The organism is Bacillus sp. ISO11 (assembly GCF_003458115.1).
Lineage (GTDB): Bacteria > Bacillota > Bacilli > Bacillales > Bacillaceae_G > Bacillus_A > Bacillus_A cereus.
This window is the reverse complement of sequence record NZ_QXCO01000003.1, coordinates 125113-140917: the sequence shown is the minus strand read 5'-3', so window position 1 is coordinate 140917 and position 15805 is coordinate 125113. Positions and strand designations below refer to the sequence as shown.

Sequence of the window (15805 nt, the reverse complement as noted above, 5' to 3'; positions counted from 1 at the left end):
GAAAACGAGATGGATGTGAAATATAGACCTGAACCATGGCAAAACATGGGGGATGGTATGAATCGAATTACAAAAGATGCACTCATAAAATTACGGGACGCAAATGAACTATTAAAAAAAATTGATGGAAGAATACGAGATTTAGACTCGGATGGTAGTATACATTTTAATCCTAAAGATCAATCGCAAAAAATCGGGGAATTACTTGATAGCTATTCGACATTACAAAAATATTGCGGAGAAGCAGGGCGATTAGTCTCTGAACATATAGATAAACCTTTTTTAGTAGAAATGGATAAATTTGCTCAAAAAATGAGAGATACATCTATTCTCAGTTTTGAAACAAATAACCGAATTGGCTCTACAACAACGACAGTATTACCAGGTGCGCATGCAGGCTACGGAAGTGTACCACAAACAATACAGAAGAAGAAAGATAAAATAACAGTAGAAGATATTTTTAGAGATTCACCTGCATTTGATAACGTACTGAGAGGGGAATACAAAGAACTAAAAAAACAAAATCCAGATGCAAAATTAAATTATGAAGAATACAAGAAAGTAGTCCCATCCACACGAGGATTTGAATACAAATCGATAGAAGATGAACAGAAAAAACTAGAAATGGTGCGAGACATAGGAATAGGCGTAGGAATCATCATCACAACAATCCTTTGTCCACCACTCGGGGCCGCTGCCGCAGTAGTATACGGAGGTGTACAAATAAAAAGCGGTATCGACGGAGAAGACTGGGGAACACATAGGAAATTGAGCCAAGAAGAGCGGGTAGGAAACATCATTTTTGGCGGATTAGATGCAATCCCAGTTGTTGGAGCAGTAGGAAAAGGAGTAAAAGCATTCAAAGGGACGAGTGAATTAGCTGATTTAGCCAAATTATTAAAATTCAAAGAAGGAATGCCTGGTTTTAATCCAAATTTGGGTAAAAATGTGGTACAATCGCTTAAGGAAAATAAGACTTTAAAAAATGCACTAGATGCTATGAAAAATACTCCTATTCCAGTAGCAGTTAGGATGGTGGATACTGGAATAGGAATGAGGCTTCCTTATATAGAATCTTCAACTGTTGGAGAAGTAGCTGGAAAGTTTTCAAAGGTAAGTACGGCAGCTAAGGATGACGCTTATCAACTTGCTAAGGGTACGGGTGAAGTAAAGAACCTAGATAACGTTCCGCGAATTGATGAAATTGAAGTAAACTTTAATTATAAAACTAAATTCGATTCAGAAGAATTTGCAAGACAGTTAAAGGATCAAGAAAAAGGTATGAATGAATTAACCGTATATGAGTATCAGCAAAATCGGAAGCGATTTATTGATGAAGGTAGAGCAATAGAAGGAAATGCAGCACAACAAGCAGCTCGTGAAAAAGCCTTAAGTAAAAAAATAGAAGAATTATTTGAAAGTGGAATGTCTTGGGAAGAAGCTGAGGGAAAAGCAGCTAGTTGGTTGAAAACACAGGCAGCACTTCATAATCCTGATCAAATAGCAGGGGGAAATCCGTTGCATATTGGTGGTCTGGGGGATAAAAGGATAAATTCTTCACTAGGTAGTCAATGGCGGTATAGAATTGATATTGTTGATGAACAAATCAAGGAATTAGAAAAGAGTTTAACCCTAGAACAACGGAAAAATACGTATTTAAATGTTAAACTTACATATTAAAGGAGGATTGTCAATTGAGTATTTATAGTGATTTTAAAAAAAATAGTAAAGTAGAAGAGTCTACAATAAATAAGTATAAAGAATACCTTCCTAAAGAATTGATTGAAGCATGGAGAATTTATGGCTATGGGACTTTTATGGATGGCTATTTAAAAGTAATAAATCCGGATGATTTTAGTTCTTTAGTAAGTGACACATACTTAAGGAGTAAAGGAACGATTCCTATTTTTACTACATCCCTAGGTGATATTATAATTTTTGAGAAAGATGAAAATCAAGAGTCGTATATAGTTATGATTAACTATCGGAAAGGTAAAACAAAAGTGTTAGCCTCAAAATTCTCCTTGTTTATTAGATTTTTAGAGGAAGAAGCATTTAAACAAAGGGCATTAGGTTGGTTACCTTATCCAGAGGCAATAAAACAATATAATGAACCAGAGTATGAAGAATGTTTTGGTTATACACCTTTACTAGGGCTTGGTGGAGAAGAAAAAGTAGAGAATTTAAAAAAGGTGAAATTGAAGGAACATATTCTAATTATTACTGAGTTTATGGGCCCTGTCCAATAATAGAAGAAGCAAGTGTTTTACTCCTATGCGAATGGATATATAGGATTAGTTTTAATAACTTACACTTACTAATTCATTTGCAGATATGTCAATGTTTGTATTGCTAAAGTTAAATATACAATAATTCATAAAAAGATCAATGAAAATAAAGTATATGTGGTGTGGAGAGAAAAAAATAGAGTGTTTGAAAATACGTACTTCATGATGGTTGTACCGTCATGGAGTATTATGTGCAATGATAGAATAGAAAAAGAATTACGAGCTTAGGCGAGATGACATTTTACTGTGCGACGAATATAAAGACATGGAATGGACATGAAACTAACGGACTCGTACAAACTCGTAAGTTTTAACGTAGTAGTTGTCACGACATACAAAAGGTGTCATACTGTTACTACAAAACTTACAAACTTATGTTACTTAAAAACATATGAACTTAAAGCACTTGATTGTCAATTAAAGGCAACAAGTGCTTTTTTGCGTTTAAGCGTAGAAATTTAAAAGAGCATTATAATTTTATAAGTGTATTAAGTGTTAAATTTTTATTGTTGTTTTATAGATTGTAATGGCTATGTACAGCGTACGACGATAGTAGAGGAAAAAATAAAGGGTTGTATTATTTTTGGAAATCATCGTAAAGTACGTTTTAACGGATGGACGTTATGCACACGTTATCCGCAAAAAACGGGTAAACGTTACAGGGATTGTAATTGCTGTAACGGGAAGGGGCTCAATATGGGAGAGAAAGTAGTTGGTTATGTACGAGTTTCAACGGAAGGACAAGTGCGTGAAGGGTATAGCCTAACGTATCAAGTAGAAGAAATTGAACGGTACTGCATCGAAAATAAACTACAACTGCTTCACATATACGAAGATAAAGGAATCAGCGGAGCGAAAGTAGATGAAGATGGATTAACAGTTGAACGTGAAGGTCTACAAGAGCTATTGTCGGATATGGCATATCATCAAGTGAGCAAAGTTATTGTACTAAATACATCTCGGTTATGGCGCTCTGATATGGCAAAAGTGTTAATACAACGAGAGCTAAAGAAACACAAGGTAGATGTGAAAGCAATTGAACAACCAAATTATAGTATATACACGCATGACCCAAATGACTTTTTAGTAAATGGTATGTTAGAGCTATTAGATCAATATCAACGTCTTGAGATTGCATTAAAGCTAAGTCGAGGCAGAAAGAAGAAAGCAGAACAAGGTGGATATGCGGGGGGCGGTGTGATGTTTGGTTATAGAGTAAAGAAAGAACAAAAGGTGTTAGAAGTAGATACGGAGAAAGCAGTGGTTGTACGTAGACTATTTGAGTTAAGACACTTTTTTAAACATTGGTCGCTGACTCAATTGGCAGAACGACTGAATAGGGAAGGTTATCGTACAGAGAAAGGAAAACAATTTACGAAAGTACAAGTGAAACGCATGTTAGACCGAGAGAGTTTTTATCGAGGGATATATACATACGGGCAAATACAAACAAACGGTAAACATCCAGCAATTATATAATAGTCGTACTTAAAAAAATCACTCATTTTACTATATGTACTTATGAAATTATGAAAATGGATAGGCTTGCGTACCTATGCGCATCGGAAGATGAACGCTCGAACTAAGGTTGCCGACGTTTTTATATATGACTAAATCATTGAATAGAGGGATGAGTTATGCATAATAGACAGAACTATTTGTATGTAGGAGTAGATTTACATAAGGAGCATCATACGGCTGTTATTATTAATTGTTGGCAAGAAAAATTAGGAGAAATACAATTTGATAATAAACCATCTGCATTTTCGAAGTTTTTATTAGAAGTAGAGACATATGTGAGTGCTGGGATAACTGTTGTATTTGGTTTAGAGGATGTTGGTGGTTATGGAAGAGCGTTAGCGAAATATTTAGTAGATCATGAACAAGTAGTGAAAGAAGTAAATCCAGCTTTATCATTTTTAGAGCGAAAAAGCCATGTGACGACACAAAAAAGTGATAGTTGGGATGCGGAATGCGTAGCCCGTATACTAATAAATAAGTTAAATCAATTACCAGATGCAAAGCCAAACGATTTATTTTGGTCGATACAACAACTAGTTTCAAGAAGGAATGCATTAGTAAAAGCACAAAGTGCGTTAAAGAACCAATTACATATTCAATTAAACCACCATTATCCAAGTTATAAAAAGTTTTTCTCAGAGTTAGATGGAAAAACAGCATTAGCATTTTGGCAGCAGTATCCGTCACCCTTTTGTTTAGAGGGTGCGAATATAAAGCAATTAACAGCTTTTTTATTAGATGTTAGCAACAATACATGTTCAGTAAAGAAAGCAAGCGACATATTAAAACTTGTAAAAGAAGATGGACAAACAATGAAAGAGTATCAAGAAACACGAGACTTTTTAGTAAGAAGTATTGTACGGGATATTGAGTTTAAAAAGAAGGAAATGAAATACATCGAAAGAGAATTAAAACGGTTAGTAAATCTACTAGATTATCAATTAGAGACGATGCCGGGAATAGAACTTGTAACGGCATCAGCATTAATTGCAGAAATTGGGGATGTAAGGCGATTTCCAAATGCCAATAAATTAGCACGATTTGCGGGGATTGCGCCTGTTTACTTTGGTTCTGGTGGGAAAGGTAAGACACACAAAAGCAAACAAGGAAACAGGGCGCTACACGCTTTATTTTATAATTTAGCAGTACAGCAAGTGTAAGTAGCGAAAGGAAGTAAGTTACCTAGAAACCCAGTGTTTCATGCATACTATCAAAAGAAACTTAAAGAGGGAAAAACAAAAGGACAAGCATTGGTATGTATTATGAGAAGGCTTGTAAACATTGTATATGGCATGATGAAATATAAAACAGCTTATGAGTTGCCAGTAGTGGAAGAAAAAGAAGTAGTTTAATAAGGGTTTACATGGTTTGCTTTTTTATTGTGAGGGTTTAAGATTACAACATAGGGTACGGGTGATATTGGAACACCTCCTCGATACGGGGAAAGAAGAATCTCAAAGGAATTATATGATGAATTAAGAGATGGAACGCCTACTGCAAAGCTACGGGAAAAAGTTAATGAGGGCATTGAGGATAAAATAGGAACGCCTGACCCTGCTTTACCTGGTAAGTATATTACAGACAGACTTCAAGCTGATCATATCGTATCAATGAAAAATATAGCAAAGATGGAAAATTTTGATAAATTAACGAAAGAACAACAACTTAAGGTTTTAAATAATGAAGAGAATTTTCTAGGATTAAGTGAAGCAGCCAATAAATCTAAGGGGTCTAAATCTTATTCTGATTGGACAATTTATAAGAAAGAAAAAATTGAAGTTGATCCTAGGTTTAGAGAAGAAATGATAAAGAAGGAAAAAGAATTAGAAATGAAATTACAAAAACAAATTGATGATTTTGTTGAAGGAAATAAAAAGGATATAGATAAATAAAGGAGATAGAATTATGGAACAAAAACTTGGTTTTTTAAGAAAATATAAAAGAAATGCACAACTTATATCATGCCATGAGATTAATAAACTTGATAGTGGGAAAATACCAAATTCATGGTATGAATTGTTTCAAGAAGAAAATGTAGACAAGAGAGTTGAGAGTATTTTATCGATATGGAAAGAGCAAGTAGGAGTGGAATTAAGAAACACTATTTCTTATTTGTCTAGGCACCTTGAAGAAGTAGAGCTTATGAACACAAATGGTAGATATTCAATTTTATACACTATTAAAACAGATAATGGGGAAATTCTATATTATGAAGGGGGAAATCCCAAAGATGAGTTTAATAATGAAGAATTAGAAAAATCTTGGGATAAGATTCCTTCAACAATACGAAATTTTTATCGAACTGTTCATAATGGTTTCTATTTTTATGCGAGTCAATCTATGGGTTTAGTTCCTTTAGAAAATGTAACTTTTTTTGATGATGATGAATGGGGTATTATTGAGGAGTTAGAAGAACCTTTACAAATTGATTTACAAACTACTTTTGGTTTCTTTAAAAGTGGTATGGGTGGTTATGTTGCAGTAGATTATAAGAATTCTAATAATGATAATGCGACTTTATGGTGGACGAATAAAAAGCCTAGATATAATATGAATTTTTGGGACATTGTTGATGAATGGATAGTAATTGGATTTGAAGTTTAGTTTAAAGGTTCTGTTGCAAAGTTTTTATATAAACAAAAAAATCCTAATTTAGTAGGTAGAGTTTATACAACTTTGAATAGATTCTCTAATTCATTGTACGTCGAAAAAACGAAGTACGAGCTTAGGTGAGATGACATTTTACTGGGTGATGAATATAATCACATGGAAAGTTATATTAAACTAAGAACCCGTACAAACTCGTCAATTTTAACTTAGTAGTTGTCATGGCATGTAAAAGGTGTCGTAATGTTAATACAAAACTTACAGATCTTATAAATCTTACAAATTTATGCTACTTAAAAACATATGAACTTAAAGCACTTGATTGTCTACGAAAGGCAACAAGTGCTTTTTTTATAGATAGGCATACTATAAAATTTTAAAAAATATTTTTGTAAATTAAAGTTAACACAAATTACTAGTATTATATAATTAGTAAAAGTTGTGGACACGGAAACCGTAACCCCATTCGTTAAAGGTGTAGAAATAATGCCAGATGGAAGTGTCGCTAGAACTGGAACGAACTATAGCGGGAAATTCCAAGAAGCCCATGATGCCTCAAAGGCGAGTATTCAGAGTAGGATCTCGAATTTGGAGAGTGGTGGGGTTAAGGGTACGGGTAATCCTGTTCATAGATCTGAAATTGACGAAGTAATTAAAAATAATGACGATAAAGACGGAAATTTGATTAATAGATCAATTGTGCCTAAGGGATATGATAGTGTTGAAGAGTTTAAAGAAGTTGTGGGACTAACAGAAACATATTCGAATACTAAAACGAAAATGAGACTAGATAAGAATTTACATATTAGTCCAGATGAGGCACAATTTAAGGAATGTACAAGGAAATTAAAAGAAGCGATTGATTCAGGCAAGATTTCAAAAGAATTGTTTTCTCCAGATCAATTAGCTCAAATAAATGCTGGTAAGGCAAGAATAAAAGGATTAACTTGGCATCACCATCAAGTCCCTGGCAAGATGCAATTAGTTATTTCAAAAGTACATAAAGTAAATCACTTAGGCGGAAATAAATTATGGGGAGATGGAATTAGATGAGAAAAGTAGATTGGCAATTTGCTGATGCAACTGTAAGTGAAGATTTTGTAGGGGAAATTGGTAATGAAATAGGTGTTAAATTTCCAAACGATTATATAAAATGTGTAGCTGTGAATAATGGTGCTAATGTGGAACCAGAAATATTTAATGTGAATAATCATGAAAGAGTTTTTGGGAATTTATTATCTTTTGATGAAAATAGTGACGAATATATAGTTGAAGTATATAATGACTTTAATGGTACATTACCTAAAGAATTAATTCCGTTTGCATTTGACCCAGCAGGAAATTTAATTTGCTTTGATTATAAAAATCATGAAGAAAATCCAATTGTTGTTTTTTGGGAACATGAAGATGCATGGGAAAAGGAAGCGCTGATGGAAAGTGAAGGGATTACGGCAGAAGAAGCAGAGAAAATCGCAAGAGAAAATGTATTTTACATTGCAGATACATTTACTGATTTTTTAAGTAAATTACACGATTAAAAAATATAATGATGAATGAAAAATAAATTTTATGTGAAGTGGATAGAAAAAATAATAGGGTGTTTGAAAATAGATACTCCATGATGGTTGTACCATCATGGAGTGTTACGTACAATGATAGAACAGAAAAAGAGGTGCGAGCTTAGGCGAGATGACATTTAAACGCATGGAAGAGACATAAAACTAACGAACTCGTACAAACTCGTAAGTTTTAACGTAGTAGTTGTCACGACATATAAAAGGTGTCAAACTGTTACAATAAAATTTACAAATTTAATGTTACTTAAAAACATATGAACTTAAAGCACTTGATTGTCTACTTGAGACAACAAGTGCTTCTTTTTTGCATAGAAATTTAACAGATCACTATAATTTTATTATGTAAACTTTTTACATAGTTTTCTATATAACTAACGAGAAGAGAAATGTTTACTATTACTTTCATTTCTGTTATGAAAATTCTACAATAGAAAACAGAACGTATATTTGGTATAATCAAAACATACTATATGAAACGATGTACATGAGTTTGAGATTTATGAAAAAAGGTAAGTAATACATAATAATAAATACGCTATAGGATTCAGTTCATATTATACAAATCAATCGTTAGAAAGGAACAGATGTAATGAATCAAATTTCATTTGAAGATTTATTTGAAGAAGAAAAAGAAAAGGTGGAGGTAGCTGAGGTATGTAAGGTACCAGCCCCTTTATCACCATTACAAAAAGATATTTTAGAATTAATTGATTCTGAAGAAATAAGTGCGCTTGAGCTATGTGAACGATTAATACGATCTGGTAAAATACCCGATGAAAGATTCACTACGAATAAGCCTAAAGCATATGGACAAGTATGTTTACTATTAGAAGGTTTTGTTACAGAAGGAAAACTTATTTTTATCAAAGATGATGAGAAAAGAGATAGGGTATATAAATTGAAAGAAGAAGTTTGAGATGTATAGTGGGAGATGAATGATTGGTTCCCTTTAACTTGCAGCTCCGTTAGTCTAGTAATGTCCACAAAAAAGGTGTCAATCTCTCCTAGATTGACACCTTCATACTTTTAACATCTTACATACTTACGCTTAAAACCAAGTCTTCCTCTATCTAGTTCTTTCTGAATACTTTCAGAAGCATTTAACAAACTGCTTTTTTTATTATCACGTTTGACTTCAACTATACCAACTTCTTTTGCAGTCTCGACTGCTTTTTCATGTAGTGGTACATATGATATTGCCACAGTGTTTAGGAAATTATTCATAGCGGATTTTGTTCGTTCTGGAGAATGATGAATTGTATCTTTCACCATTTCAAGCATATCGGAAATTTTACTTTCGGAAAACTCATTGTCTTTGCGATTTCCTAAAAGCCAACAGTAGCAACTCCATCCGGCAGACATTTTAAGCTCGTCCCCACTTGCAATCCATTTATCAGCAACATCTTGTGCAATATTTGACTCCGATAAAGTTACTGCCACTACATAATCAGATAGCATATAAAAATATGCCCCGTCTATCCAGCGATCAAAATCAGACTCACTCATAGCTTTTGGATCGGCAATAATACCTGCAAAGTACATAGCATCGTAGTTACCTGTGGCATAAAGCTCTTCAGCTAACTCTTGATTTAATTTTATTTTTTTAGCGATTGGTTTCATAGCACCTGTAGCTACTCCGAATACTGGCTCATGCGCACCGTTAGATATGTATATTTTTTTCGTTCGTTCCTTACCTAGAGCTTCAAGTTCTTGCATAACTGTTTTAAGATCCATAGTTGTGCAACTTCCTTTCTTCATGTGAAAGCCTTTTTAAGCTTTTCGTATTTCATATGTTAATACTAATTGTATTCAAGAGGTATGTCTACTTTCTAAAGGTATCAAAACCAGTTAGTAATTTTGAAGCTTTTGATTTTGTGACTGCTACAAGCTATCTATAGTTAGAAGCAAAGTATAGTAGAATAAAAAATACATTTGTATAGTTTTTCCAATGAATATTTGGTATGATGGTGAATGGGAAAAATATACAAGTTGTTAGTGGTTCATAAAAGGGGGATTGAATTGAAAAGAACACCTGAATTCGTATTAGGTTTAATTGGTGGCATTTTGGGAATTATTATTTCCATAATATTAATAGTTGTAGCGTTTAATATTATGGAAGGTGTTGATTACGAACTTTTAGCTTATTACTCTATTATTTTAACGGTTCAAATAGGATTGTTCATTTTATCGTGTTTAGTAAACAAGGTTAATAATAAAGTTTATGGAGTTTGTATGATTGTGATTCCTATAGTTATGTTATTTATGTCATTATTCTTTTTACTTATTCCGACAATTTTACAAATTATATCTGGTTCATTTGCATTTAGGACATTAAAGTTAGAATCGAATGTAAGCTAAATATAATTATTAACGTCTGAATATTCGGTTTTTTAAACATTTTCGTTTGCAGTTCAAATTAACATAAAGTACAAAGTTGTACGCTTTAGGAGGAGAAATAGATGATTATTTGGTCTGGTTGGGGTTTTTTAGTCGCAATTATTGTAATTATTAATACTCTTTTGGGTAAGGCTATCTTTGGATCTATAACGGGGGACGCTACATATTTTCAAGACCATAGTTGGCCAATGGCGGTAATGTTTATTATATCAGGGGTTATGTCTTGGTATTTAGGTAAATATATTAATAAGCCAGATGGGAAAGTTTATATAGATGCCGAAACTGGTGAAAAAGTTATGTTTAACAAAAAGCACTCATTATTTTTTATAAAAATGGAATATTGGGGACCGATTCTAGGAGTTATTGCGATTGTAACTTTAATTACAAGATAAAAAAAGAGGATGGGTATAGCAAGAGTAATCTATTCAAGTAGAAGGAGAAATCAGTCATGAATGCAAAGAAACTACTAGGGGTAGCAGTTCCGGTCATGTTGTTATTTGGTTGTGGAGTTTCTGAGAAAACGAACACTTCTAAACAGGAGAAAACGGAAGAGTCTAAAGTAAAAGAATCGAAGTCTAATAGTAAGAAAGAAAAAGTTTCAAAGGAAGACTATCCTAATAAAGTGTATAAATTAGGAGTAGAGTTTGATAAGTTGTTTGCGGAGCATAACAATATTACAAGAGAGGTTTTTGACGGTAAGAAAAAGAAATCAGATATAGTAGATAGTGTGAAAGAATTAAATAAAGTGTTAGATAAATTTGAGTCAATAGATCCCCCTACAGAGTATGTAAACCAACAAAAAGATTTTGAAAAAGCAATTAGTTATTTTAGAGAGTCTTTTTCTTTAATAAATGAAGTATTCACCAGAAAAGAAAAAAGAGAAAAAGGTGATAAGACTGATAAAGAGTTAATAGAGAAATCTGAAAAGCTAGTGAAAGAAGGAGATATTTACTGGCTTAAGGCATTCAAAGATCTTGAAGGGGATATTAAAATCGGTGATGGTACAGTATCAATTAAAGATTTGAAAGAGTTAGATAAGAAAGCTGGAATTAATACAGATAATGTTATGAAGAATGTGAAAGATGGTACGGAATTAATCGGTAATTGGGGATTCCAAGGAACAGACGGTTTCAATATGTCACTCATTTTAAAAGGTGATAAGACATTTGAAACATATGGTAAAGGTGAGTATCCAAATAAAAAGAATTATATTGAAGGAACTTGGGAATATGATAAGGAAGCTTTTACAATCTATTTACATCTCAATAAACGTTTAGTAGACGGTGTAGAAGATACAATTCAAAAAAAGAAAATAGCATATAAAGTTCAAGATTATGATGGGGAAAACTTGCAATTATTTAATGAGACGTCATTTAATACAATTAAGTATGTGAAGCAAAGTTAAAGTTATGTAGGACTAGGTTTAAATGGCCTGGTCCTTCATTAAAGTGCGAGTATGTAAATAATATGTTATCTTTCGTTCTGTTTACTTAGTATCATGTTATTCTTTAATAGAGTAATAAATGGAGTTTTGCATTAAATATATGAGGTTGGTTACAAATGATAAAAAAATTTACTAGATTAGTATTAATAGTGGTTATCCCAATCAGTCTTATTACAGGTTGTGGGGCTGCTGAAAAAACTGAAGCACAAAAGCCGAAAGCGGTACAAACGGAGAAAAAGGACTATATGGATTACTCATATGGTAGCAAAGGTATATTAGTAAGTGGCAAAGCGAAAGAACGGCAACAATACGAGATTGGATATATGGATGATAATAAGTTAATTGGGATTGACGAAAATATTGAAGACTGCATTATTTTAGATAATAAAGATGAAGCAGGTCTCATTTGGAAACAAATAGAGCGTGGATCTATTATTGAAGTGCAATACGGTAAGGATCGCAATGATATCGTAGGCGTGCAATTCGTAGGAGATCGTGAGTCATATGAAATTAGTGATAAGTTTGATCGGAATACGATAAATGAGATTGTTGAAAACGTTAAAGGGAATTTGTAATAGATGTATTTCGATAGTATAGGATCTCTTATTATGAAATTGTATGCCAGTTATTTGTCTAAGTTTAAATTGATTATTTTGACGGTATTTGTAATTAGTTGTAAAATAATGTTTGTTGACGAATTTTATAAAAAGTATATTAGATGAAATTCATCTGTAGGGATGACATATAAATATTTTCTTAATGGGTATAAAATAATTAAAATATATAAATAAAAAGAAAATATAATAGAAGTACATAGTAGATTCATATTTTTAAAAATTAATGTGACAATAAAGGGAGGTTGAGATACATACACGGTGGGAGTGTGTATGTATTTATTATAATAATGAATAAGACAATCAAACAACAAGTAATCGCACTATCAACAAGTCTAGTGATTTTAGGGAGCGTACCTTTATCAGCATCAGCAGAAGAGATAAACAACTCTCAAACTGATCAACTTAATATTGCCCAAGGAGAACACGGAACGAGCGGATTAAATTATTCTAATTTCAAGTTGGAAGTTCCTAATCATGTACAAATTAACGAAGCAGAAGTATCTGAAAATGAAAAAATGCTTTTAGAAGAATATAAGCATAAACATGATGAAACAGAAGAATTAAACAAAATGCAAAATGCTAAGAAGGGACAAGTAGCAGAAAAGGAAGCTATTTCAAACATTGAAAAGGCATTTGAATCTGTAGATGGTCGAAATGATGGATCTGATCGTCAAATGAAACCTGTTGCAAAGCCAAGAGGTATTCAATATAGTGCACAGAGTACGAAGAAATATGGAACACTTGCAGGAGTTCCATTTGTGGAGTGGATTGTTCCAGCAGGAAATCCTGATATTCGTCCTGCAAATCCGATGAAAGCACGTTACATTACAATTCATGAGACCGCAAATACAGCCGCTGGTGCTAATGCTGAAAATCATGCGAAATATTTATACAAGCAAGCAACTGAAGGCACTTTCCGAACAGCTTCATGGCATTTTACTGTAGACGATAAACAAATTTATCAACACTTACCAACAAACGAAAATGGTTGGCATGCAGGAGATGGAGATGGATCAGGAAACAGGGAGTCTATCGGTATCGAGATCGCGGTTAACCAAGATGGTGATTACAATAAAGCTTTAGAAAATGCAAAACGACTTGCAGGTTATTTAATGAACAAAGAAGGAATTGGTGCAGATCATATTTACAAGCATCAACAATGGAGCGGGAAAAAATGTCCTGACATTTTAATTTCACGTGGTAATTGGGCTGGTTTCGTACAAGGAATTCAGTGGTATGCAAATATAAATGCGCAGATTGATACGCCTTTACAAGATAAAAATGACTCATTTAATCCAAATGAAAATAATCCAGCTGAACCTAGCATGGAACTAGTGGTAAATGGTAGTGGCATCAATGTACGTAGTGATGCGGGTATTGAACATCGTGTTGTACGTAAAGCTTCAACCGGAGATCGTTACAAAGTATTAGCGGTTAAAAATGGTTGGTATAAAGTAGGTAATGGAGAATGGATTTTCTATGACCCAAGCTGGATTAAAATTAACTACAATGTACCAAAGGAAGAAGTACAAAAGCCTAAGGAAGAAGTACAAAAACCAAAAGATGATATTACAGGTGGCTGGTTTGAAGAGCATATTCGTAAATTAAACAGTCTAGGTATTATGCAAGGCGAAGGTAATGGTGTATTTGCGCCATATCGAAATGTAACGAGAGCGGAGTTTGCGAAATTAATCTCGAATGCTCTTAAACTACCAGAGGGAAATAAGTCATTTGTAGATATTAATGAGGCACATCCATCACTTCATGACGGTATTAAACGTTGTGCAAGTGTAGGAATTATTAATGGTCGTGGTGGAGGGATTTTTGATCCTAACTCACCAATTACTCGTGAAGAAGTATCTATTATGATTGACAAAGCATTACGATATAAAGGAATTACAGGTGAGTTAGTAGCATTACCATTTACAGATAAGCATTTAATAACATACAAAGAATCGGTTCAACGATTATACAGTCTAAAGGTAGTTAATGGTATTGGAAATAATGAGTTTGATCCCCGAGGTACAGCAACTCGTGGTCAGGCAGCTGCCTTTATTGTGAAGATGTTAGATTCAATGCAAAAATAAAAGGAAACTTTAATCAGTGAGGGCCACTCGCACTGCAATCGAGCAGTTTATTCACCGAATTTTGAAATGAGAGTTTTACTGCCCGCAAATAGCAGAATAAATGGTATGTAGAAGCTGACATTGGTAGAAGTAAAAAATAAGAAGAATTTGAAAGGAGCTATCCAAAATAATAATTTGGAATAGCTCCTATTTAGTAGGAAGAACAAATTGTATTTCATAGATTGTAATGTAGAATGCCCTTCCAAGCCCCTTATAAGCCCCTACCAAGTAATAAATCACTAAGAAAAAACAAAAACAAAAACAAGAACAAAACAAGCGCGAAAAAATGAAACCGGCGTTGTAGTAGTAAAAAAATTGTAATTCGAATGCCAAAACCATTCCCGTATGCCTATCTTTATAATGAAGGATTAAAATTTTCCTATTTACTAGCAAAGAGTGGAGGGAAACATATGGCGGTATACCGTAATGTGCAGGTGAACTTTTGGCAAGATGAATTCATATTAGATTTAACGCCAGAGGAGCGTTATTTTTACATATATTTGTTAACTGGTACGAAAACAAAGCAATGTGGTATTTACATATTACCGAAGCGTGTGGCAGAGCTTGAAACAGGTTATAGTATGGAGACTGTTGAGAAGTTGCTAAACAGGTTTGTTGAGTATGGAAAGATTTTATATGATACGGAAACGAAAGAGGTATTCATAATAAATTGGTTACACTATAACCCTATTTCAAATACGAATGTGGAGAAGTGCGTATTACGTGAGTTAAAGACTATAAAAAGTAATGAGTTCATACATATATTTTTACGTAAATGCCTTGAAGAAGAATACAAGATTCCATTATTATTGCAGCATTTTGGTATGCCAAAAGAAGAGGATAATAGTAGTTCACAAGTAGTTATTGAAGAGAAAGAAGAAGCGGAAGAGATAGAGGTGGAAACCATAGAAGAGGACGTTCCAAATAGTGAAGTTTATAAGTTTTATGAACAAAATATTAGTAGTTTATCCCCATATATTGTGAAGGAATTGAAGAATTGGATACAAAGACTTTCTGGAGAGAAAGTGTTAGAGGTACTTAAAATTGCGTTTGAAAATAATAAGAAAACGTTAGCTTATGTGAGGGGGATTTTGAGGAATTGGTGTAGTGAAAAATTAAAGGATTTTAGTGGGGAGAAGTGCGTAATGGGAAGTTTAGAGAGAAGGAAATGTATTTTGAGTAGTGTATTTTAATTTACATTAACTTAACATAGAATGTATGTTCGTTT

General features: G+C 33.3%; 15 protein-coding genes and 2 pseudogenes. 16 read left to right on the top strand and 1 reads right to left on the bottom strand.

What is annotated here, in order from left to right:
* Positions 1-9 precede the first annotated feature (9 nt).
* From D1166_RS04415 to D1166_RS04365, 10 genes and pseudogenes are all read left to right on the top strand, one after another.
* Entirely contained in the window at positions 10-1680 is a 1671-nt protein-coding gene (locus D1166_RS04415) for a polymorphic toxin type 15 domain-containing protein (RefSeq protein WP_088361247.1), read from the top strand.
* A 14-nt stretch (positions 1681-1694) separates the two neighbouring features.
* Positions 1695-2249, top strand: a complete 555-nt coding sequence (locus D1166_RS04410; protein WP_050821999.1) for a T6SS immunity protein Tdi1 domain-containing protein — start codon at positions 1695-1697, stop codon at positions 2247-2249.
* Positions 2250-2984: 735 nt separating this feature from the next.
* The gene (locus D1166_RS04400) at positions 2985-3767 is read left to right on the top strand and encodes a recombinase family protein (RefSeq protein ID WP_046392896.1); all 783 of its coding nucleotides are present in this window, start codon (positions 2985-2987) and stop codon (positions 3765-3767) included.
* Between the two features lie 158 nt (positions 3768-3925).
* Positions 3926-5161: pseudogene (locus tag D1166_RS04395) on the top strand (IS110 family RNA-guided transposase).
* A 258-nt stretch (positions 5162-5419) separates the two neighbouring features.
* Positions 5420-5701 (top strand): hypothetical protein, encoded by a 282-nt coding sequence (locus D1166_RS04390; protein ID WP_088361245.1) that lies wholly within the window; start codon positions 5420-5422, stop codon positions 5699-5701.
* Between the two features lie 13 nt (positions 5702-5714).
* The gene (locus tag D1166_RS04385) at positions 5715-6413 is read left to right on the top strand and encodes an SMI1/KNR4 family protein (protein ID WP_088361244.1); all 699 of its coding nucleotides are present in this window, start codon (positions 5715-5717) and stop codon (positions 6411-6413) included.
* Positions 6414-6902: 489 nt separating this feature from the next.
* Positions 6903-7469, top strand: a complete 567-nt coding sequence (locus tag D1166_RS04380) for an HNH endonuclease (RefSeq protein WP_076774877.1) — start codon at positions 6903-6905, stop codon at positions 7467-7469.
* Entirely contained in the window at positions 7466-7954 is a 489-nt protein-coding gene (locus D1166_RS04375) for an SMI1/KNR4 family protein (RefSeq protein ID WP_001233207.1), read from the top strand. Before D1166_RS04380 ends, D1166_RS04375 begins: the two co-directional genes overlap by 4 nt.
* Before the next feature lie 177 nt (positions 7955-8131).
* A pseudogene (locus tag D1166_RS32285) lies at positions 8132-8339 on the top strand (hypothetical protein).
* A 243-nt stretch (positions 8340-8582) separates the two neighbouring features.
* Positions 8583-8909, top strand: a complete 327-nt coding sequence (locus D1166_RS04365; protein WP_001071909.1) for a DUF3895 domain-containing protein — start codon at positions 8583-8585, stop codon at positions 8907-8909.
* Positions 8910-9019: 110 nt separating this feature from the next.
* On the opposite strand, the gene D1166_RS04360 is transcribed toward D1166_RS04365, so the two are convergent.
* Positions 9020-9727 (bottom strand): DNA alkylation repair protein, encoded by a 708-nt coding sequence (locus D1166_RS04360; RefSeq protein ID WP_000364670.1) that lies wholly within the window; start codon positions 9725-9727, stop codon positions 9020-9022.
* A gap of 285 nt (positions 9728-10012) precedes the next feature.
* Between D1166_RS04360 and D1166_RS04355 the strand changes: the two genes are divergently transcribed.
* From D1166_RS04355 to D1166_RS04325, 6 genes are all read left to right on the top strand, one after another.
* Complete coding sequence (locus D1166_RS04355; protein WP_000831724.1) at positions 10013-10351, top strand: DUF4064 domain-containing protein; 339 nt, start codon at positions 10013-10015, stop codon at positions 10349-10351.
* 101 nt (positions 10352-10452) lie between these two features.
* Positions 10453-10782 carry a hypothetical protein gene (locus tag D1166_RS04350; RefSeq protein ID WP_000587853.1) on the top strand — a complete coding sequence of 110 codons (330 nt, stop codon included), beginning with the start codon at positions 10453-10455 and terminating at the stop codon, positions 10780-10782.
* Positions 10783-10838: 56 nt separating this feature from the next.
* Positions 10839-11795, top strand: coding sequence for a DUF3994 domain-containing protein (locus D1166_RS04345; RefSeq protein WP_003313272.1), 957 nt, complete (start codon positions 10839-10841; stop codon positions 11793-11795).
* A 155-nt stretch (positions 11796-11950) separates the two neighbouring features.
* Complete coding sequence (locus D1166_RS04340; protein WP_000591634.1) at positions 11951-12409, top strand: hypothetical protein; 459 nt, start codon at positions 11951-11953, stop codon at positions 12407-12409.
* A 329-nt stretch (positions 12410-12738) separates the two neighbouring features.
* The gene (locus tag D1166_RS04335) at positions 12739-14538 is read left to right on the top strand and encodes an S-layer homology domain-containing protein (RefSeq protein ID WP_097855648.1); all 1800 of its coding nucleotides are present in this window, start codon (positions 12739-12741) and stop codon (positions 14536-14538) included.
* A 449-nt stretch (positions 14539-14987) separates the two neighbouring features.
* Positions 14988-15770 carry a DnaD domain-containing protein gene (locus tag D1166_RS04325; RefSeq protein ID WP_000312089.1) on the top strand — a complete coding sequence of 261 codons (783 nt, stop codon included), beginning with the start codon at positions 14988-14990 and terminating at the stop codon, positions 15768-15770.
* Positions 15771-15805: the final 35 nt, after the last annotated feature.